The 18633-nt window shown below is 54.9% G+C and carries 13 protein-coding genes, 6 tRNA genes, 1 other RNA gene and 3 pseudogenes; 15 read left to right on the plus strand and 8 right to left on the minus strand.

Going from position 1 to position 18633, the window contains the following annotated elements:
- Nucleotide 1: 1 nt before the first annotated feature.
- Both JNO11_RS13815 and ypdK read left to right on the plus strand, forming a co-directional pair.
- Nucleotides 2-1030, plus strand: a complete 1029-nt coding sequence (locus tag JNO11_RS13815) for an HlyD family secretion protein (protein WP_325177426.1) — start codon at nucleotides 2-4, stop codon at nucleotides 1028-1030.
- A gap of 202 nt (nucleotides 1031-1232) precedes the next feature.
- A pseudogene (gene ypdK, locus JNO11_RS13820) lies at nucleotides 1233-1308 on the plus strand (membrane protein YpdK).
- Nucleotides 1309-1359: 51 nt separating this feature from the next.
- Here ypdK and alaC read toward each other — a convergent pair.
- Both alaC and JNO11_RS13830 read right to left on the minus strand, forming a co-directional pair.
- Nucleotides 1360-2592 carry an alanine transaminase gene (alaC, locus tag JNO11_RS13825; protein WP_033758563.1) on the minus strand — a complete coding sequence of 411 codons (1233 nt, stop codon included), beginning with the start codon at nucleotides 2590-2592 and terminating at the stop codon, nucleotides 1360-1362.
- Between the two features lie 117 nt (nucleotides 2593-2709).
- Nucleotides 2710-3234, minus strand: coding sequence for a GNAT family N-acetyltransferase (locus JNO11_RS13830; protein ID WP_325177427.1), 525 nt, complete (start codon nucleotides 3232-3234; stop codon nucleotides 2710-2712).
- A gap of 280 nt (nucleotides 3235-3514) precedes the next feature.
- Here JNO11_RS13830 and JNO11_RS13835 point away from each other — a divergent pair, with 280 nt between their 5' ends.
- Both JNO11_RS13835 and JNO11_RS13840 read left to right on the plus strand, forming a co-directional pair.
- Nucleotides 3515-5185, plus strand: a complete 1671-nt coding sequence (locus JNO11_RS13835) for a sensor histidine kinase (RefSeq protein WP_010257859.1) — start codon at nucleotides 3515-3517, stop codon at nucleotides 5183-5185.
- Entirely contained in the window at nucleotides 5182-5910 is a 729-nt protein-coding gene (locus tag JNO11_RS13840; RefSeq protein WP_325177428.1) for a LytTR family DNA-binding domain-containing protein, read from the plus strand. Before JNO11_RS13835 ends, JNO11_RS13840 begins: the two co-directional genes overlap by 4 nt.
- A gap of 159 nt (nucleotides 5911-6069) precedes the next feature.
- Here JNO11_RS13840 and glk read toward each other — a convergent pair whose 3' ends face one another.
- Together glk and ipdC are read right to left on the minus strand one after the other, a co-directional pair.
- Complete coding sequence (gene glk / locus JNO11_RS13845) at nucleotides 6070-7035, minus strand: glucokinase (protein ID WP_325177429.1); 966 nt, start codon at nucleotides 7033-7035, stop codon at nucleotides 6070-6072.
- Between the two features lie 160 nt (nucleotides 7036-7195).
- Nucleotides 7196-8850 (minus strand): annotated as a pseudogene (ipdC, locus tag JNO11_RS13850) (indolepyruvate decarboxylase).
- Between the two features lie 219 nt (nucleotides 8851-9069).
- On the opposite strand from ipdC, the pseudogene mgrA reads away from it, so the two are divergent.
- Both mgrA and JNO11_RS13860 read left to right on the plus strand, forming a co-directional pair.
- A pseudogene (mgrA, locus tag JNO11_RS13855) lies at nucleotides 9070-10060 on the plus strand (L-glyceraldehyde 3-phosphate reductase).
- Nucleotides 10061-10232: 172 nt separating this feature from the next.
- The gene (locus JNO11_RS13860; RefSeq protein WP_325177430.1) at nucleotides 10233-10628 is read left to right on the plus strand and encodes a DUF2502 domain-containing protein; all 396 of its coding nucleotides are present in this window, start codon (nucleotides 10233-10235) and stop codon (nucleotides 10626-10628) included.
- 359 nt (nucleotides 10629-10987) lie between these two features.
- Here the strand turns inward: JNO11_RS13860 and JNO11_RS13865 are convergent, their stop codons facing one another.
- Complete coding sequence (locus tag JNO11_RS13865) at nucleotides 10988-12229, minus strand: Nramp family divalent metal transporter (protein WP_010257845.1); 1242 nt, start codon at nucleotides 12227-12229, stop codon at nucleotides 10988-10990.
- Nucleotides 12230-12598: 369 nt separating this feature from the next.
- Between JNO11_RS13865 and JNO11_RS13870 the strand changes: the two genes are divergently transcribed.
- On the plus strand, nucleotides 12599-13789 hold the full coding sequence (locus JNO11_RS13870; RefSeq protein WP_010671371.1) for a NupC/NupG family nucleoside CNT transporter: 1191 nt from the start codon (nucleotides 12599-12601) through the stop codon (nucleotides 13787-13789).
- A 326-nt stretch (nucleotides 13790-14115) separates the two neighbouring features.
- On the opposite strand, the gene JNO11_RS13875 is transcribed toward JNO11_RS13870, so the two are convergent.
- Both JNO11_RS13875 and JNO11_RS13880 read right to left on the minus strand, forming a co-directional pair.
- Nucleotides 14116-14191, minus strand: a tRNA-Ala gene (locus JNO11_RS13875).
- Between the two features lie 45 nt (nucleotides 14192-14236).
- A tRNA-Ala gene (locus JNO11_RS13880) sits at nucleotides 14237-14312 on the minus strand.
- A gap of 361 nt (nucleotides 14313-14673) precedes the next feature.
- On the opposite strand from JNO11_RS13880, the gene JNO11_RS13885 reads away from it, so the two are divergent.
- The 3 genes from JNO11_RS13885 to JNO11_RS13895 all read left to right on the plus strand — a co-directional run bounded on the left by JNO11_RS13885 (nucleotide 14674) and on the right by JNO11_RS13895 (nucleotide 16305).
- The gene (locus JNO11_RS13885; RefSeq protein WP_010257841.1) at nucleotides 14674-15462 is read left to right on the plus strand and encodes a formate/nitrite transporter family protein; all 789 of its coding nucleotides are present in this window, start codon (nucleotides 14674-14676) and stop codon (nucleotides 15460-15462) included.
- A gap of 111 nt (nucleotides 15463-15573) precedes the next feature.
- Nucleotides 15574-15927, plus strand: a complete 354-nt coding sequence (locus JNO11_RS13890; RefSeq protein WP_010257838.1) for a YfeC-like transcriptional regulator — start codon at nucleotides 15574-15576, stop codon at nucleotides 15925-15927.
- Nucleotides 15928-15951: 24 nt separating this feature from the next.
- Nucleotides 15952-16305: a YfeC-like transcriptional regulator gene (locus tag JNO11_RS13895; RefSeq protein WP_010257835.1), complete on the plus strand. Its 354-nt coding sequence runs from the start codon at nucleotides 15952-15954 to the stop codon at nucleotides 16303-16305.
- 35 nt (nucleotides 16306-16340) lie between these two features.
- Here the strand turns inward: JNO11_RS13895 and gltX are convergent, their stop codons facing one another.
- Nucleotides 16341-17756 carry a glutamate--tRNA ligase gene (gene gltX, locus JNO11_RS13900; protein ID WP_010257834.1) on the minus strand — a complete coding sequence of 472 codons (1416 nt, stop codon included), beginning with the start codon at nucleotides 17754-17756 and terminating at the stop codon, nucleotides 16341-16343.
- Between the two features lie 273 nt (nucleotides 17757-18029).
- Between gltX and JNO11_RS13905 the strand changes: the two genes are divergently transcribed.
- The 5 genes from JNO11_RS13905 (at nucleotide 18030) to JNO11_RS13925 (ending at nucleotide 18592) form a co-directional block, all read left to right on the plus strand.
- A tRNA-Val gene (locus JNO11_RS13905) sits at nucleotides 18030-18105 on the plus strand.
- 41 nt (nucleotides 18106-18146) lie between these two features.
- A tRNA-Val gene (locus tag JNO11_RS13910) sits at nucleotides 18147-18223 on the plus strand.
- Nucleotides 18224-18257: 34 nt separating this feature from the next.
- Nucleotides 18258-18334: transfer RNA gene (locus JNO11_RS13915), tRNA-Val, on the plus strand.
- A 4-nt stretch (nucleotides 18335-18338) separates the two neighbouring features.
- Nucleotides 18339-18414, plus strand: a tRNA-Lys gene (locus JNO11_RS13920).
- Nucleotides 18415-18456: 42 nt separating this feature from the next.
- A non-coding RNA gene (locus JNO11_RS13925) (RtT sRNA) lies at nucleotides 18457-18592 on the plus strand.
- The last annotated feature ends 41 nt before the right edge of the window (nucleotides 18593-18633 follow it).

The raw sequence follows: 18633 nt of genomic DNA on the forward strand, positions 1-18633 counted from the left end.
TATGCGTGCTTTCGAAATGAAAAGAACCCTGCTGCTGAGTCTGTTGCTGCTGGTGTTACTGGCCATCGCTTTTGTGGTCTGGTCACTGATGACCGGCAACAATCACCGCACCAACGACGCTTACGTCAATGCGGACTACACCCTTGTGGCACCGAAAGTCTCGGGCTACATCAGCCACGTGCAGGTGCAGGATAATCAGCAGGTCAAAGCGGGTCAGCTGCTGGCGACGCTGGACGATCGTGACTATCGTGTGGCGCTGGAAAGTGCGGAGGCTGACCTGCAGGTGAGCCAGGCGAAACTGCTGAGCAGCCAGGCACAGCTGGAGCAGCAGCAGTCGGTTATTGACCAGCAGAAAGCCAGCGTCGCGGCCAGCGAAGCCTCTGCGCAGTATGCCGGTCAGAGCGCCGATCGTTATAACCGCCTCTATAAAAGCGGTACCGTGGCAGCCGACGATCAGCAGAAAGCCAGCTCAAACCAGCGCTCGGCGCTGGCAGCCGTGCATCAGAGTCAGGCCGCGCTGGCGTCAGCAGTAAAACAGGTGGGAGTGCTACAGGCGGCAGTGCGTTCAGCAGAAGCAGACGTTGCAGCGGCGAAGGCCAGCGTCGATCAGGCCAGGCTGAATCTCTCCTACACCCGCATTACTGCGCCCGTTGACGGCATGGTGGGTCAGCGCTCGGTGCGGACCGGCGCGTACGTTTCAGCCGGCACCCGTCTGCTGGCGGTGGTGCCACTGCAGCAAACCTACATTACCGCTAACTATCTTGAGACGCAGTTAAGCGATGTGCGTCCCGGCCAGCGGGTGCGGATCCGGGTGGACGCCCTGCCGGGCGAGACCTTTACCGGTCATGTGGACAGCATCGCACCGGCCACCGGCGCAACTTTTTCGGCGATCTCTCCCGATAACGCCACCGGCAACTACACTAAAGTCGTTCAACGTCTGCCGGTGAAAATTGTGCTGGATGGCGACCAACAGCATCTGGCTCAGTTACGTGTAGGCATGTCGGCGATCCCTGAAATCGAAGTGCCGTAAAATTGTGAGCAATATCTCAGAACGGACCTATTTCATTTGGGGAGGATTACGCGTAAATTAGCGCTCGATCCTGTTCTGAGTTATTCAGATCAACCCGGAAAAGAGCAGACCATGACTGTAAATGGCGATCTCTTTTCCACATCTGTTCGCGTTGCACTGGTTTGGGATCGCCATCATCGTAACCGCTCAGAGGAGTTGCTTTGTGAAATATGCCTTGATGGGAATATCTTTTTTTCGCGTTACTTTGGTTCGGAACCTTTGTTCTGCTGCTGAAGTAATGGCGTGACAGTGCCGCCACGGGGCGACCCTTGAGTCGCCCCTGCTGGCTGTCAGCGTTCTTCTTCCATTTTTATGCTGCCTGGCAATATGCCATCGGCACGAAACATCGCTTTAATTCCCCGTACCGCCTGACGAATACGATCGCTGTTCTCTATCAGCGCAAAACGCACGTGCGTGTCGCCATAGTCGCCAAACCCAATACCGGGCGAGACACAGACTTTCGCCTCCTGCAGCAGTTGCTTAGCGAACTCCAGCGACCCAAGATGTGCGTAATGGTCCGGTATTTTTGCCCAGACGTACATTGAGGCTTTCGGGTTATCCACCATCCAGCCCGCTTCATGCAATCCTTTGACCAGCACATCACGGCGGCGTTTGTACTGCTCTGCGATGTCGCGTACGCACTGTTGATCCCCTTCCAGCGCCGCAATCGCCGCCACCTGCAGTGGCGTAAAGGTGCCGTAGTCATGATAACTTTTGATTCGCGCCAGCGCGGCGACCAGCTCTTTGTTGCCCACCATGAAACCGATACGCCAGCCCGCCATGTTGTAGCTTTTTGACAGGGTAAAGAATTCGACGGCGACATCACGCGCGCCCGGCACCTGCATAATCGATGGCGCTTTCCAGCCATCGTAGACGATGTCGGCATAGGCCAGATCGTGGATCACCAGCACGTTGTACTGCTTCGCCAGCGCAATCACCCGTTCGAAAAAGTCGAGCTCCACACACTGTGCGGTGGGGTTGGACGGGAAGCCAAGGATCATCATTTTTGGCTTGGGATAGCTCTCGCGAATGGCGCGTTCCAGCTCATTGAAGAAGTCGACACCCGCCACCAGCGGCACCGAGCGTACCTGCGCCCCGGCAATCACCGCACCATAGATATGGATCGGATAGCTGGGATTGGGCACCAGCACGGTATCACCGTGATCCAGCGTCGCCAGCATCAGGTGCGCCAGGCCTTCTTTGGAACCGATGGTGACAATCGCCTCTGATTCAGGATCGATCTCAACCTGATAGCGATCGGCGTACCAGCGCGAGATCGCCCGGCGCAGGCGCGGAATACCGCGAGAAGTGGAATAACCGTGGGTATCGTCACGCTGCGCCACCTGGCATAACTTTTCGACGATGTGCGGCGGAGTCGGGCCATCCGGGTTGCCCATTGAAAAGTCGATGATATCTTCGCCGCGCCGACGCGCAGCCATCTTCAGTTCAGCTGTGATGTTGAAAACGTAAGGGGGTAAGCGTTCGATACGCGAGAAACGACGGGGTGTGCTGTTATCAGCCATGATGTCCTCTGGATTACGTAAGCGCCCGGACCGTCCGAGCGACGCGGGTCACTGTGGTGACCCGTTACGAACATAACGTGGCGAGGATCATTTTGTCGAGGGTGGCGGAAAATATTTTTATTTTTGCGGATTCAGCCGCCCCAGCAGCCAATCGTTCACCCAGCAGCCGTTCAGCAGATAATTATCCCGTAGCGTGCCCTCCAACTGAAAGCCGTTTTTCTCCAGAATACGGCGTGACGCCCAGTTCCCTTCAATCACCATCGCTTTGAGTTTGTGGAAATCGGCTTCAAGCAAAAACTGACACAGCGCCGCCAGGGCTTCGCTGCCATATCCCTGACCGCAGTGGCGATGCAGCAGCATATAGCCCACCTCCGCCTGTCGGTATGGCTCCCATTCGGGGCTGCAGCCAAACAGGCCAATCGGCTCACCGTTGTCACGACGTCGCGCAACCAGGCAGAGCATATGAAAACTGCTCGCCTGCCAGGGGGCCAGACGCTCGGTGAAGCGCTGGCGGATATCCGCTTCATCGGGGATTTCGCTCACCCAGGTCATGGTGTCGCGATCTTCATGGACGGCACGAAACAGTTGCCAGTCTTCTGGCTGTAATTTACTCAGAGTTAATCTGGCGGTGACAAGATGCATCTGCGGCTCCCGATGGGCGCGGTTTTCCAGCGTTCACTGGCGCACCTCATCGCGCAACATAGCAAAACGGCACCTTAGCGACCAGCCTCTGCAGGGCGAAAAAACTGTTCCCCTTTAATGCACTCAACCTTTCCCCTTTTTTGCAGATATGTCGTAAAAATTGATCTGAAACACTAACTCCCGCCGTGATTGATCGGGACGCTAGCGGTTCGCGATCACATTTTTTATCATAGAGGCACTTTCCATTGCCGATGAGTCGCCTGTGTCCTCCCACTTCACGATGTTACTGGCAGTATTTGACCGCGCCGCCCTGATGCTGATCTGCCTGTTCTTTCTGACACGCACCCGCCCGTTTCGTCAGCTGCTGCAAAAAGATGAACACACCCGTGCGGAGAAAGTAGCCGTTACTGCCATCTTTTCCCTGTTTGCGCTGTTCAGTACCTGGTCGGGTGTCGATGTCGATGGTTCACTGCTGAATGTGCGGGTCATCGCCGTGATGGCGGGCGGCATTCTGTTTGGTCCCTGGGTCGGGATCGCCACCGGGGTTATTGCCGGTCTGCACCGTTTTCTGATCGATATTCACGGCGTAACCTCCGTGCCCTGCCTGATTACCAGCATCATTGCCGGTATCGTCGCGGGCGGTATTAATCGCCGGGTACTGAAAGAGCATCGCTGGCGTGCCGGTATCGTCGGCGGCATGCTCTGTGAAGCCCTGACGATGTTGTTGATTGTTGTGTGGGCGCGCCCCACCTCACTCGGACTGGCGATTGTGTCGGAAATTGCCCTGCCGATGATCCTCGGTGCCTCCAGTATCGGTATCATTGTGCTGCTGGTGCAGAGCGTTGAGGGTGAGAAAGAGGCGATTGCTGCCCGCCAGGCCAAGCTGGCGCTGGAGATCGCCAATAAAACCCTGCCGCTGTTCCGTCAGGTGAACAGCGACTCGCTGCGCAACATCTGTGACATTATCCGACGGGAGATCAAAGCCGATGCGGTGGCGATGACCGATAAAAAACAGATTCTGGCCTACGTCGGCTATGGCGAACACAATTATAAACATGGGGATGATGGCATCAGCCCCACCACGGCGCAGTCGATCGCCAGCGGTAAAATTATCATTAAGAACAACGATGAAGCGCATCGCACCAAAGATATTCACTCCATGATCGTGATCCCGCTGTGGGAGAAAGGCAAAGTCACCGGCACGCTGAAAATCTACTATCGCCGCGCACACCGTATTACCGGCTCGCTGAAGGAGATGGCGATCGGCCTGTCACAAATAATCTCAACCCAGCTTGAAGTGTCGCGTGCCGAGCAGCTGCGCGAGATGGCTAATAAAGCGGAACTGCGTGCGCTGCAAAGTAAAATAAATCCTCATTTCCTGTTCAACGCCCTGAATGCTATCTCCTCTTCTATCCGGCTCAATCCCGATACCGCCCGCCAGCTGGTGATAAACCTGTCACGCTATCTGCGCTACAACCTGGAACTGAACGACGATGAGCTAATCGACATCCGTAAAGAGCTGTGGCAGGTGAAAGATTACATCGCCATCGAGCAGGCCCGGTTTGGCGATAAGCTGACGATGATCTATGACGTCGATGAGGATCTCCATTTTCTGCTGCCGAGTCTGCTGATCCAGCCTCTGGTGGAGAATGCCATTGTCCATGGCATCCAGCCCTGTAAAGGCAAAGGCGTGGTGACGCTGAGCGTCCGTGATCTGGGCGATCAGGTACGGATCTCGGTGCGGGACACCGGTCAGGGCATCAGTGACGAAGTGATAGCACGGGTGGCGCGTAACGAAATGCCCGGTAATAAAATCGGCCTGCTCAATGTGCATCATCGGGTAAAACTTTTGTCGGGTCAGGGATTGAATATCGTGCGGCATCAGCCGGGCACCGAGATTTCCTTTACGCTGAGTAAGAATGGCCAGCGCCTGGCGGAGAATCTGTTATGAAAGCCATTATTGTGGAAGATGAATTCCTGGCGCAGCAGGAGCTGAGCTGGATGATTCAGCATCACAGCAAAATCGAGATCGAAGCCTGTTTTGACGATGGTCTGGACGTGCTGAAGTACCTGCAACAGCATCGGGTTGATGTGATTTTCCTCGATATCAACATCCCCTCACTGGATGGCATGCTGCTGGCACAGAATATCCATCAGTTTGCCCATAAGCCACTGATTGTCTTTATTACCGCGTGGAAAGAGCATGCGGTGGAAGCGTTTGAGCTGGAGGCGTTTGACTACATTCTCAAGCCCTATCAGGAGTCGCGGATTGTCACCATGCTGAACAAGCTCGAAGCCACAGCGCAGGCGCAGCAGGCGGTCAGCCATCTCAGCGCCACGCCCACGCCGCAGACGGTAAACCTGATCAAAGATGAGCGCATTATCGTCACTGACGTGAATGATATTTACTACGTTGAGGCGCATGAGAAGCTGACCTTTGTTTATACCCGGCGCGAATCCTACGTGATGTCGATGAATATTACCGAGTTCTGTTCACGCCTGCCGGAACAGCAATTTTTCCGCTGCCACCGCTCTTTCTGCGTCAGCCTCAGCAAGATTCGTGAAATCGAGCCGTGGTTTAACAACACCTATCTGCTGAAGCTGCGCGATCTGGAGTTTCAGGTGCCGGTCAGCCGCAGTAAGGTGAAGCAGTTTCGACAGCTGATGCGCCTGTAGCGCAGGAGGGTTAAAGGCCTGTTCAGAAAGGGGGGTGGCGAAGCAGGAGAGCAGCAGCAAAAAATCCGGGGGGGTTTTCCCGATCCTGCCCCGCTGAAGCAGGCCGATCGGGAAAATCGCTCGCGCGCAGAATGGCAGTGCGCGCGAGGTAAAGCAGAATCAGATTTCGCAACCCAGCGTCTGGCGCAGATGCGCGCCCGCGCCCAGCAGGCCAGGCTGGTCGTGCGTAATCATATAAACCGGGATGCTGGCAACATAGTCGCGGAAGCGGCCTTTATCTTCAAACGCCGCACGGAAACCCGACGACTTAAAGAACTCCAGGAAGCGTGGCACGATGCCACCGGCAATATAGACACCACCAAAGGTGCCAAGATTCAGCGCCAGGTTGCCGCCGAAACGGCCCATGATGACGCAGAACATTGACAGCGCGCGACGGCAGTCGGTGCAGCTGTCATCCAGCGCACGCTGGCTGACATCTTTCGGCTTCAGGTTTTCCGGCACGCGATTATCCACTTTAACAATCGCACGATAGAGGTTAACCAGACCGGCACCTGACAGCACACGTTCCGCTGAAACATGGCCCAGCTCTTCGCGCAGCACTTCCAGGATCTGATCTTCTTCTTCGCTGTTGGCAGCGAAGTCGACATGACCGCCCTCACCTGGCAGGCTGACCCATCGCTTGTCCACATGCACCAGATGGCTGACGCCTAATCCGGTGCCGGCACCATAAATCGCGATAGGTTTATCTTTGACTGGCTCTGTACCGCCAAACTGAATCACGTTTTCGGCGGTCAGCATCGGGATCGCCATAGATACCGCAGTGAAGTCGTTAATGATTTCCAGGTGTTCAAAACCGATGTTCTCTTTGAGCTTGCGCGTGGAAAACGCCCAGTCATGGTTGGTCATTTCAACCCAGTCATCGGTAATCGGGCAGGCAATGGCAATACAGCCATCTTTAACGTCCTGCTGTTGTTCATCAAGATAGTGGCGGATGACGGCTTCGAGGCTGTCGTATTCTGATGTTGAGAATGTTTTGGCCTGGGTGATGCTGCCGCTTTCCACCTCACACAGGGCGAGGCGTGCGTTAGTACCGCCGACATCGCCGACCAAGGCATAGGTTGTCATTCTTCTGTTGCTCCGCTTGGGGTCTTAAGAGTTGGAGGACACTATAAAATTCTGCCCATAAAACAACAACGCTCACCGGTGCGATTGGTGAGCGTCTTACTCAGGTGTGCTACAGCCTAACCGCGATAGTCCACCCTGCACAGCGGCAACTATCTGAATCTTAGCCGCCGTTGCGTTGATTCAGGCAGGCGGTGACTTTTCGTAGCAGTGGCGGCAAATCCTCTTTCTGCATGACGACTTCAACCAGAGAGAGCCACTTCGGCTCTGAGAGTCGCGCCATCACTTCCTCTAACTGCACCGTTTCACTGATACGCCAGCTCTGCGCCTGGCCCTGCAGGCTAAGGGCGTGCGGTAAGGCCGTCCAGTTCCACTGGGCAATATCATTGTAACGTTGTGTTGCGCCATGAATCGCCCGTTCGACGGTATAGCCTTCATTATTCAGCAAAAAGAGTATCAGTCGCTGCTGGTCACGCAGCATCGAACTCAGTTCCTGAATTGTCAGCTGCGCCGAACCGTCTCCGATGATCAGGATAACCCGGCGATCAGGATCGGCAGTCTGCGCGCCAAATGCTGCCGGAAGAGTATAGCCGATTGATCCCCATAATGGCTGAACCACCAGCTGCGCCTGCGAGGGCAATCTTAACGCGGCGGCCCCAAAGGCGGCTGTCCCCTGCTCGGCCAGAATAAGGTCGCCGGGTTGCAGGAATGCCTGCATCGCCTGCCAGAACGCCTGCTGGCTGATCACCGCCGCCGGTTCTGCAGGCTGCGCGGCGGGCGGTGCGGCGGCGGGTTGCCACTGCTGTCCATAGCGTTTAAACAGCGGCAGCAGTTCGCTCAGCGCATCCGCCATCGACAGCGGCGCAAAATTTTCACCGCCCACGCTGGCGCTGGAGGGCTGCAGATCAATCAGTCGCTCAGGGTTAAACTGCTGCGTGAAGCCTGCAGTAATGGTGTCGGTAAATCGCACCCCGACGCAGATCGCCACATCCACCTGCTCGATCTGTTCGCACACCTGCCCTGCGCTGGCCTCACCGGCATAGGTACCGACGTAACCCGGCTGCTGTTCATCCAGAACCCCCCTTGCCCATCAGCAGGCTGGCACAGGGAATCGCACGCTGTTCACGCAGCGCGGCCAGTGCGGACTGCTGCTGCCAGCGCAGCGCAAGAAAATCGGCCAGCAGTGAAACCCGCTGCGCCGGTGCCAGCAAACGTTCCGCCGCATCGCTGAAAGCGCGACGCGCAGCGGGCGAAGAGGATTGATGACTGTTCAGGGGCTGCGCGGGTGGCTGCACCTCCATGGCTGCCACGTCGACGGCCAGCGACAAATAGCCGGGACGGCGGGCCTGCAGCGCACTGACGATCACCCGATCAATCTCAGCCGTGGCGTTGTCGGCGGTAAGCTGTGCCGTTGCCGCACTGACTTCTGTGGCCATGCGAATAAAATGCTGGAAATCGCCATCGCCCAGCGAATGATGAACACAATCCCCCCTGCAACTGGGCCTGCGTCGCAGGCGCGCCAACGATATGGATCACCGGTAGATACTCGGCATAACTGCCCGCAATGCCATTAATCGCGCTGAGCTCGCCCACACCAAACGTGGTCAATAGCGCTCCCGCGCCGTTGCAGCGTGCATAACCGTCTGCCGCATAGGCTGCGTTAAGCTCATTAGCGCAGCCTACCCAACTGATCGCCGGATGGGCGATGACGTGGTCAAGAAATTGCAGGTTATAGTCGCCCGGCACGCCAAACAGATGCTTTACACCAATCTCCTGCAGACGGGTCAGCAGGTAATCTCCAACAGTAAACGTGGACATTGCGCATTCCTTTCAGGGAAGAGTGGGGTTAAGTATCTGACAGAGGATGAAATTAGCGAGGCGTGCCGCTATTTTAGCCAGCCGCAATGGCTGGAAAGGCGACGTTACGCTGGCGGAATATTCTGTAAAAATGCGAATTGCAGCGCGCTGTCACTGAGTGTAACCGTATACACTGATAGACTTTTGGCACATATCCCCGTTTTTACCCAGGAGCGCTGAATGTCCCTTTTCCCTCATCCCGATCGCTATCAACAGATGGAATATCGCCGCAGCGGCCGCAGCGGAATCAAACTGCCCGCCATTTCGCTGGGACTGTGGCATAACTTTGGTGACAGTACCCGGGTCGATAACAGCCGTGAGCTGCTGCGTCATGCGTTTGACCTTGGCATCACGCACTTCGACTTAGCCAACAATTACGGTCCACCCCCCTGGCTCAGCAGAAGAGAACTTCGGGCGTATTCTGCGGGAAGATTTTCGTGCCCATCGTGATGAGCTGATCATCTCCACTAAAGCGGGCTATACCATGTGGCAGGGGCCTTATGGTGATTGGGGTTCGCGTAAATATCTGGTCGCCAGTCTGGATCAGAGCCTGAAGCGAATGGGGCTGGAGTATGTGGATATTTTCTATCATCACCGTCCCGATCCGGAAACCCCGCTGGAAGAGACGATGCGCGCGCTGGATCATGTGGTGCGCCAGGGCAAAGCGCTTTACGCTGCCCTTTCTAACTATCCGGCCGATCTCGCCGCCGAAGCGATAGCTATCCTGCGCGATCTCGGCACCCCTTGTCTGATTCACCAGCCGCGCTATTCGATGTTTGAACGCACACCTGAGCAGGGATTGATTCAGACGCTGGGCGATGCGGGCGTCGGCTGTATCGCCTTCTCTCCGCTGGCAGGCGGCGTGCTCACCGATCGCTATCTGCAGGGCATTCCTGAAGATTCGCGCGCGGCCAGCGGCAGCAAGTTCCTGAATGAGAACCAGCTGACGGATGAGAAGATGGAGAAAGTCCGCAAGCTTAATGCTATTGCGCAGCAGCGCGAACAGAAGCTGGCGCAGATGGCACTGGCGTGGGTGCTGCGCGATGAGCGTGTGACTTCAGTACTGATCGGAGCCAGCAAAACAGCCCAGATCGATGACGCGGTGGCGATGCTCGCTCGCCGTCAGTTCAGCGACAGCGAGTTAGTTGCGATTGACGCGGCGCTGCTGTAACGATTTTAGCGCCCGGCTGAGGCCGGGCGTTTTCTGCGCCAGAATAGTCTCAAACCCCTTTCTCTCCCCAATTTCCTCACAATCTTCCGACACAATGATGCGGTAACAACAGCAATACGCAGGCATAATCGCTGCGCCGCAACAGCATCAGACTGTTGATGAGGAGAAGAAAATGAAAAGAGCCCTTATTTTTGCTGCCCTGCTGGCCCTGTTATTGCCGCTGGCACACCACACAGCCCAGGCCTCCAGTGCCTCTATTACTCTGGCCCCCGGCGTCACCCTGAATCTTGGCGATCGCGATCGCCGTGGCTATTACTGGGATGGTGGTCGCTGGCGTGAACCGCGCTGGTGGAACGACCGCTATTCTTACAACGAACGCCGCTGGTGGCGACACGAAGAGTGGCGTCGTCAGCAGCAGTGGGAGCGCGAACGCCGCTGGCATGAGCGCGACCGTGAGCGTCGCTGGGAACATCAGTATCGCCGCGATCGTGATCGTGGCTGGGATCATCATGACCGTCGTGGGCCTGACCATCGCGGTCCAGACCATCACGGACACGATCGCCATTAATAAAAACGCCCGGCAGAACCGGGCGTTTCAGACAACACAAAGACTTCAATCAGTGTGATTCTGGCCGCAACGCATAAACTCAACGCGCAGGGAACACGGTCAGAAGAGGAAAGCGTCCCGCGCCATGGACAAAAACGCCGGGAGCGTTTTTGAACAACGCAACGCGTTGGCCCGGCTACGGGCGCACCTCAGGGATGAGGTGCGTAATCGCGCGGGCCGAGCATGTCATGGATGACGGATTTTGCGTCTTTCCGATCTGACCGTGTTTCCTGCGCTGGCTCGGTATCACAGCGAACCTGGCCAGACGTTGCCAACAAGAAAATGCCCGGCAGAACCGGGCGTTTCAGGTTTCACAGTCGCTACAGCCCCAGCGCTTCACCCACCAGCAGGTAAAGATTCAGCGTAATCACCAGCAGCACGATCAGTCGCCCGGTATTCTGCATCAGACGCGAGTTAACCATATCATCGCCCATCAGCTCGCGGTTGCCGGTAAAGGAGAGCAGCGGAATCAACGCCAACGCAATACCGAAACTCAGCAGCACCTGACTCATCACCAGCACCCTTGTCGGGTCCCAGCCGGCCCAGATGACAATAAAGGAGGGCAGCATGGTGACGGTTCGGCGCACCCACAGGGGAATATGGAAGTGGATAAAGCCCTGCATCACCACCTGCCCCGCCAGCGTACCGACCACCGTTGAAGATAATCCGGCGGCCACCAGGCTCAGACCAAACACCGTCGCCGCTGCCTGACCTAACAGCGGTTGCAACGTCAGATAGGCCTGATCGAGTTCAGCGATTTTACTGTGCCCGCTGAAGTGAAACGCCGCTGCGGCAGTCGCCATCATTGCCAGGTTAACAAATCCGGCGATGGTCATGGCAATCGCCACATCCAGTTTAGTTGAGGAGTACCGCTGACCTTTGCTGTCCTCACTTTTGCCCTGCGTCAGCGCGGAGTGCAGGTAAATCACGTGCGGCATAATGGTCGCACCCAGCACACCCGCCGCCAGGAATACGGCATCCGACGTTGGTAACGCGGGCAGCGCCATACCGATCACCAGCTCTTTGACACTGGGCTGAGAGAAGAAGAGTTCGACGATATAGGCCGCCGCCACAAACAGCAGCAGTCCGCCAATCACCAGCTCCAGCGGCTTTTGCCCACGGCTCTGTAACATCAATATCAGGAACGTGGCGATGCCTGTCAGCACCGCGCCCTGCATCAAAGAAATGCCGAGCAGCAGTTTGAACCCCAGCGCGGCACCGATAAATTCCGCCAGGTCAGTGGCCATGGCGATAATTTCCGCCTGCACCCAGTAAAACCAGACGGCGGGCCGGGGAAAACGATCGCGGATGTGTTCAGCGAGGTTTTTGCCGGTAGCGATACCCAGCTTGGCTGACATCAGCTGAATCAGCATGGCCATGATGTTGGCCCATACCACCACCCACAGCAATTTGTAGCCGTAAGCAGCGCCCGCCTGAATGTTGGTCGCAAAGTTGCCCGGATCGATATAGCCGATAGCGGCGATAAAAGCGGGCCCCAGTAGTGCGAGTTTGACTTTTCTGACTCCGCGAGCGGCGCGCTCGGCGGTACGACTTTCAAACATATCCGGTACCCTGTCTGAACATTTGCCTGCCCCGGCAGCTTAGGGGTTAGCAGGTGCAAGTGAAATTCGTTTGTTGTTATCGGTGTAATAGATGCTGCTATAAAGTATAGCCATTGCTATACATTACAGTAAAGGATGTGATTGCTAAAAATGTGAGCAATAGTGTCACTTTACGCCCGGTGTAAAATTCAGACAATAATTATGTGGTTATCTGAAGTGAAGTATTTGTAAACAGGACGTGATCTCTGGAACTTTTCTGGAAAATATAACGATAGCGAATACTTATATTGTGGTTCAGATCTCGTTTTTAAGTAACGCGTTACATAGAATACGCAACAAAATACAACCCTCCTCAAATTTGGAGCAACCATGTCCCATATTTTGCAATTTCTTTTAGCACTGGTGGTGGTCGGGATACTCGCCTTGCTGGTTAGTCACGATCGTAAAAGCATTCGCATTCGCTACATTATACAGCTACTGGTGATTGAAATTGTGCTCGCCTGGTTCTTCCTGAACTCAGAAGCGGGACTCGGTTTCGTCAAAGGATTCGCGGGCTTCTTTGACCATCTGCTGAAGTATGCCGCTGAGGGTACCAACTTCGTCTTCGGCAACATGAGCGACAAAGGCCTGGCCTTCTTCTTCCTTAACGTATTGTGCCCTATCGTCTTTATCTCTGCGCTGATCGGTATTCTGCAGCATTTCCGTATCCTGCCATGGGTGATTCGCGGTATCGGTACCGTACTGTCGAAAGTGAATGGCATGGGAAAACTGGAATCTTTCAACGCCGTGAGTTCTCTGATACTGGGACAATCAGAAAACTTCATCGCCTATAAAGATATCCTGGGCCAAATGTCACAGCGCCGCATGTACACCATGGCCGCGACCGCGATGTCGACCGTATCGATGTCGATCGTCGGCGCCTACATGACCATGCTGCAGCCGAAGTATGTGGTCGCCGCGCTGGTGCTCAACATGTTCAGCACCTTTATCGTGCTGTCGCTGATCAACCCTTATCGCGTTGAGAACGAAGAAGATCTGCAGTTGCAGGATCTGCACAAAGGCCAGAGCTTCTTTGAGATGCTGGGCGAGTATATCCTGGCCGGTTTCCGTGTCGCGATTATCGTTGCCGCCATGCTGATTGGTTTTATCGCGCTGATTTCAGGTCTGAATGCGCTGTTTGATCTGATCTTCGGCATCTCCTTCCAGGGCGTTCTCGGCTTTGTCTTCTATCCGTTTGCCTGGGTGATGGGCGTGCCTGCTGGCGAAGCGTTGCAGGTCGGCAGTATTATGGCGACCAAGCTGGTGTCGAATGAGTTTGTTGCCATGATGGATCTGCAGAAAATCGCGGGTCAGCTGTCGCCACATTCAGAAGGTATTCTTTCTGTGTTCCTGGTCTCGTTCGCTAACTTCTCTTCTATCGGCATCGTGGCCGGTGCGATTAAAGGTCTGAACGAAGAACAGGGCAACGTGGTTTCCCGCTTTGGTCTGAAGCTGCTGTACGGCTCTACGCTGGTGAGCGTGCTTTCCGCCGCTATCGCCGGTCTGGTTCTGGCGTTCTAAGCACGGTTCTGCGCACTACTCTAAGCATCAAAGGGCGAGCAGGTCTCGCCCTTCTCTTTCTGCTCTATCCTTGCTCTGCTTCCCGCTGATTCCACTTTCCTGCGTTAACTCTTTCATTGCACATGTCACATCTGCATTCAGATCGTGCACGACAGGCGGCACAGCGTCCCGCAAACAGCATCGGATGTCATAGCAGGTTATGCCGGTTGATAACGCAATTAAGCGTGCGCAGCAGCGCGTATGGCAAAGCAATAGCGTTGGGATCCGCAGCAACTGGCGAATAAGAGATTAATCAGAAGGGATTTTGACAACGGCGTGTCAGAAAATGGTGGAGATAAGCGGGATCGAACCGCTGACCTCTTGCATGCCATGCAAGCGCTCTCCCAGCTGAGCTATACCCCCCACATCTGGAATCGTTTTTCAGTGCCAAACTTTTGGGAAGAAGTTTGGTGGAGCTAAGCGGGATCGAACCGCTGACCTCCTGCATGCCATGCAGGCGCTCTCCCAGCTGAGCTATAGCCCCGAACCGAAAAACTGTCGCGTTAAGCGACGGACGGCATAATATGAAACCCCCCTCCGGGGTGTCAACGGCAAAATGACATTCTCTGTTTGATCGCTGAAAAAGGCGGCAACCTGCGAAGTTTCAGCAGCATGCTGCAGGGGAAAATCGTGTCTGTTCACACAGGACCGTTTTTTAACTGTTATTCAGTCTGCCGTCAGGTTAATTCACGGTTAAATATGTTATAGGAATTTTCTTGTCTTCGGCTTTTTCGCATGCAAAACTTAGCCCGCTAATTTAGTGGTACCCGGGACCCTCTCCCGCGCACCACGCGTCCACCAGGCGTTATCGTCCCATTAATCATAAAAAAAACTACTGAGATACTATGTCGCTGCATACACCTAAAGAAATCGCACAACTGGCGATCCAGTCAGGCGTGGCTAAAAGCCGTGCACCTGTCAGCATCCTTCTGATTCTCGGCTTTATGGCGGGCGCATTTATTGCGACCGGCTTCCTGCTGGATCTTCACGTGATCAACACCCTTCCCGCTGAATGGGGCTCTTTTGGTGGCCTGTTAGGTGCCGCGGTCTTCCCGGTGGGGATCATCATGACCGTGCTGGCGGGTGGTGAACTGCTGACCGGTAATATGATGACCTTACCGGTGGCCTGGTTCGCCCGTCGCATCAGCTTTATGAGCGTGGCGCGCAACTGGTTCTGGGTTACCCTGGCTAACTTTCTCGGCAGCGTGGCTGTCGCCTGGTTCTTTGGTCACATGCTGGGTATGACCGAGGGCGATTACCTGAAGAAGACCGTTGCTATCGCTTCTGCAAAAGTCCACGCTGATTTCCTGCACGCCTTTATTTCCGGTATCGGCTGTAACTGGCTGGTTTGCCTGGCGGTATGGCTGGCCTTTGCCAGTAAAGATGTGGTCGGCAAGATCTTCGGCATGTGGTTCCCGGTGATGGCATTTGTGGCCATTGGCTTCCAGCACGTTGTCGCTAACATGTTTATTATTCCGGCCGCCATTTTTGCCGGTCAGATGAGCTGGGCAGAGTACTTCCCTAATTTTATTGCCGTCTTCTCAGGCAATGCCGTGGGTGGTGCCGTGTTCGTTGGTCTGGCCTATTTCCTTGCATTCCGCCCTGCCGCTGAACCCGCCAGTAATCCTCAGTAATGATGTTTTGCCTTTTGTCGAGAGACAAAAGGCAATTTCAGCTTCAGTTACTTTCACCCGTTACGTTTTGCTGTAATATGTCCTGCTAATGTATTAATCAGGGACTGCATCGTGAAAAAGGAATGGCTTACCCCCGAAGAGCTGGCTGCAGAGACGGGTTACAGTCGGCAAACGGTGAATAAATGGATCAAGCGGGAAAACTGGACGACCACGCCGAAGCCCGGTGTGCAAGGCGGTAAAGCCCGATTGATTCACATTGATGAGCGCGTGAAAAGTTTTATTCAGTCGACCCGTAACCTTAACGAGCCGACGGCAACTTATGGCACTCCGTCTAATTCATTACCTGCGTTATTAATAAGTTCCGTCCAGCAAATGACTCAGGACGAGCAGGATCAATTCACTGCACTAATCTTACGCGAAGGTATCAAGGGCGTTTTGCAGCGACTGGGAATCAGCGAAGAGTAAGGTGTATTTATCAGGGAAGGTATGATGAAAAAGGAATGGTTAACACCCGAAGAACTCGCCTCAGAGACGGGCCTGAGCCGACAGACAGTGAACAAATGGATTAAGCGCGAAAACTGGACCACCCTGCCCAGACCCGGTATTCAGGGCGGCAAGGCGCGATTGATTCATGTCGATGATCGCGTAGAAAAATTTATCCATTCGACGCGTAGCCTGCACGAACCCGCCGCAATGTACAGGGTTCCGGCAGATTCACTGACGGCACTGTTGGTGAATGCGGTTCCACAAATGAGTCAGGCTGAACAGGAGCAGCTGTCAGCGCTGATATTACGGATAGGTATTAAAGGCATGTTGCAGCGTCTGGATATCACTGAAGAGTAAAAAAACCGGAAGCGCGAAGCTTCCGGTTCTGTTTATTAAGCCTGCGCTTCACGCTCACTGATAAAGGCCAGCGCCTGCTCAATACGTGCAACGCTGCGGCTGCGGCCTATCGCTTCCACGGTGACATCCAGTCCGGGTGACTGACCGGCACCGGTTACGGCCACGCGCAGCGGCATGCCCACTTTCCCCATCCCGACTTCCAGCTCATCTGCGGTGCTCTGAATAGCCTGATGTACGTTTTCAGCCGTCCACTCTTCGATCGCGGCCAGCTTATCACGTACCACTTCCAGCGGCTGACGAGCTACCGGACGAAGATGTTTCTTCGCGGCATCGGCATCAAATTCTGCAAAGTCTTCATAGAAGTAGCGGCAGGATGCAGCCATCTCTTTCAATGTTTTGCAGCGCTCGCCTAACAGACCAACCAGCTTCGCCAGTTCCGGGCCCGTGCGGGTATCAATTTTCTGCTCTTCAATATGCCACTGCAGATGTGTCGCCACATATTCTGGCGGCAGCGTATTGATGTAGTGATGGTTCAGCCACTGCAGTTTCTCAGTGTTGAACGCACTGGCAGACTTACTGACCGCATCCAGGGTAAAGAGCTCAGCCATTTCGGCCACGCTGAAGATTTCCTGATCGCCATGTGACCAGCCCAGACGAACCAGGTAGTTGAGCAGCGCTTCTGGCAGGTAGCCATCATCACGATACTGCATCACCCCTACCGCGCCATGACGCTTGGAGAGCTTTTTGCCGTCATCGCCCAGGATCATTGAGACGTGGGCATACACCGGAACCTGCGCGCCAATTGCTTTGAGGATGTTGATCTGACGTGGCGTGTTGTTAATGTGGTCTTCACCGCGAATCACATGGGTGATGCCCATATCCCAGTCATCCACGACGACGCAGAAGTTGTAGGTTGGCGAACCATCGGTGCGGCGGATGATCAGATCATCCAGCTCCTGGTTGCTGAACTCAATCGGGCCACGGATCTGGTCGTCAAAGATGACCGAACCTTCCTGCGGATTGCGGAAACGCACAACGCACGGCTCATCATCTGCATGATGTTCATGGCTGTCACGGCAGCGGCCGTCGTAACGCGGCTTTTCGTTGTTGGCCATCTGCTCTTCACGCAGCGCTTCCAGACGTTCTTTAGAGCAGTAGCATTTATAGGCTGTGCCCGCTTCCAGCATTTCATCAATGACCGCGTTGTAACGATCAAAACGTTTTGTCTGGTAGTAAGGGCCTTCATTCCAGTCGAGGCTCAGCCAGTTCATGCCATCCATGATGGCTTCGATAGCTTCCGGCGTGGAGCGCTCCAGATCGGTATCTTCAATGCGCAGCACGAACTCGCCCTGGTTGTGACGGGCAAAGAGCCAGGAGTAAAGTGCGGTACGGGCGCCACCTACATGCAGATAGCCAGTCGGGCTGGGCGCGAAGCGTGTTTTGATTTTCATTGAGTATTGCCTTAGATGCGCGGGTTCTCTGTCTGGATGACAAAAAACAGGTTAGACGCGAAAAAACAGTGGGCACATTCTAGCATCTGTCGGTGAATCCTCAATGCATGCCCGCCGGTTGCCGCCCGGGAAAAGGGGCTTTTCTGCCAGTAAAACCAGCACATTGGCTAAAAGCGCGACAGGGTGTTTAAAAATAAACCGAACGCACATTTATGTTTTAAAAAGCGTTGACTCAAAATCAACTATCCCTATAATGCGACTCCACACAGCGGGGGGTGATTAGCTCAGTTGGTAGAGCATCTCCCTTACAAGGAGGGGGTCGGCGGTTCGAACCCGTCATCACCCACCACTCTTAACAGCGTGGCCCGCAGTGAACAGGTATGAAGATATGGGTGATTAGCTCAGTTGGTAGAGCATCTCCCTTACAAGGAGGGGGGTCGGCGGTTCGAACCCGTCATCACCCACCATATCTTGCCTGTTAGTAGTACTGAAGTACGAAGTGGGTGATTAGCTCAGTTGGTAGAGCATCTCCCTTACAAGGAGGGGGGTCGGCGGTTCGAACCCGTCATCACCCACCACTTCGGGTCGTTAGCTCAGTTGGTAGAGCAGTTGACTTTTAATCAATTGGTCGCAGGTTCGAATCCTGCACGACCCACCAATTCAGAATAAAGCGCCTTAAGGCGCTTTTTTCGTTTCCGGGGCACGGACTTTACCGTGCAGGATGAGAACCTGCTGCAGGTTCGACTGAATCGCCGGGAGCGATTCAGGCTGATGCGACAGCATCACCCGCAGGGCGAGGCCCACGACGGGCCGAGGCTATCCTGCACGACCCACCAATTCAGAATAAAGCGCCTTAAGGCGCTTTTTTCGTTTCCGG

It is taken from the genome of Pantoea sp. 1B4, from assembly GCF_016925765.1.
GTDB lineage: Bacteria > Pseudomonadota > Gammaproteobacteria > Enterobacterales > Enterobacteriaceae > Pantoea > Pantoea agglomerans.

Excerpts from the sequence above, each read along its gene's own strand:
- JNO11_RS13830 (WP_325177427.1), bottom strand. The coding sequence starts at position 3,234 with ATGCATCTTGTCACCGCCAGATTAACTCTGAGTAAATTACAGCCAGAA.
- JNO11_RS13860 (WP_325177430.1), top strand. The coding sequence starts at position 10,233 with ATGAAAAGAGCCCTTATTTTTGCTGCCCTGCTGGCCCTGTTATTGCCG.
- alaC (WP_033758563.1), bottom strand. The coding sequence starts at position 2,592 with ATGGCTGATAACAGCACACCCCGTCGTTTCTCGCGTATCGAACGCTTA.
- JNO11_RS13885 (WP_010257841.1), top strand. The coding sequence starts at position 14,674 with ATGTCGCTGCATACACCTAAAGAAATCGCACAACTGGCGATCCAGTCA.
- JNO11_RS13870 (WP_010671371.1), top strand. The coding sequence starts at position 12,599 with ATGTCCCATATTTTGCAATTTCTTTTAGCACTGGTGGTGGTCGGGATA.
- JNO11_RS13835 (WP_010257859.1), top strand. The coding sequence starts at position 3,515 with ATGTTACTGGCAGTATTTGACCGCGCCGCCCTGATGCTGATCTGCCTG.
- JNO11_RS13895 (WP_010257835.1), top strand. The coding sequence starts at position 15,952 with ATGAAAAAGGAATGGTTAACACCCGAAGAACTCGCCTCAGAGACGGGC.
- JNO11_RS13815 (WP_325177426.1), top strand. The coding sequence starts at position 2 with ATGCGTGCTTTCGAAATGAAAAGAACCCTGCTGCTGAGTCTGTTGCTG.
- JNO11_RS13840 (WP_325177428.1), top strand. The coding sequence starts at position 5,182 with ATGAAAGCCATTATTGTGGAAGATGAATTCCTGGCGCAGCAGGAGCTG.
- JNO11_RS13865 (WP_010257845.1), bottom strand. The coding sequence starts at position 12,229 with ATGTTTGAAAGTCGTACCGCCGAGCGCGCCGCTCGCGGAGTCAGAAAA.
- glk (WP_325177429.1), bottom strand. The coding sequence starts at position 7,035 with ATGACAACCTATGCCTTGGTCGGCGATGTCGGCGGTACTAACGCACGC.
- gltX (WP_010257834.1), bottom strand. The coding sequence starts at position 17,756 with ATGAAAATCAAAACACGCTTCGCGCCCAGCCCGACTGGCTATCTGCAT.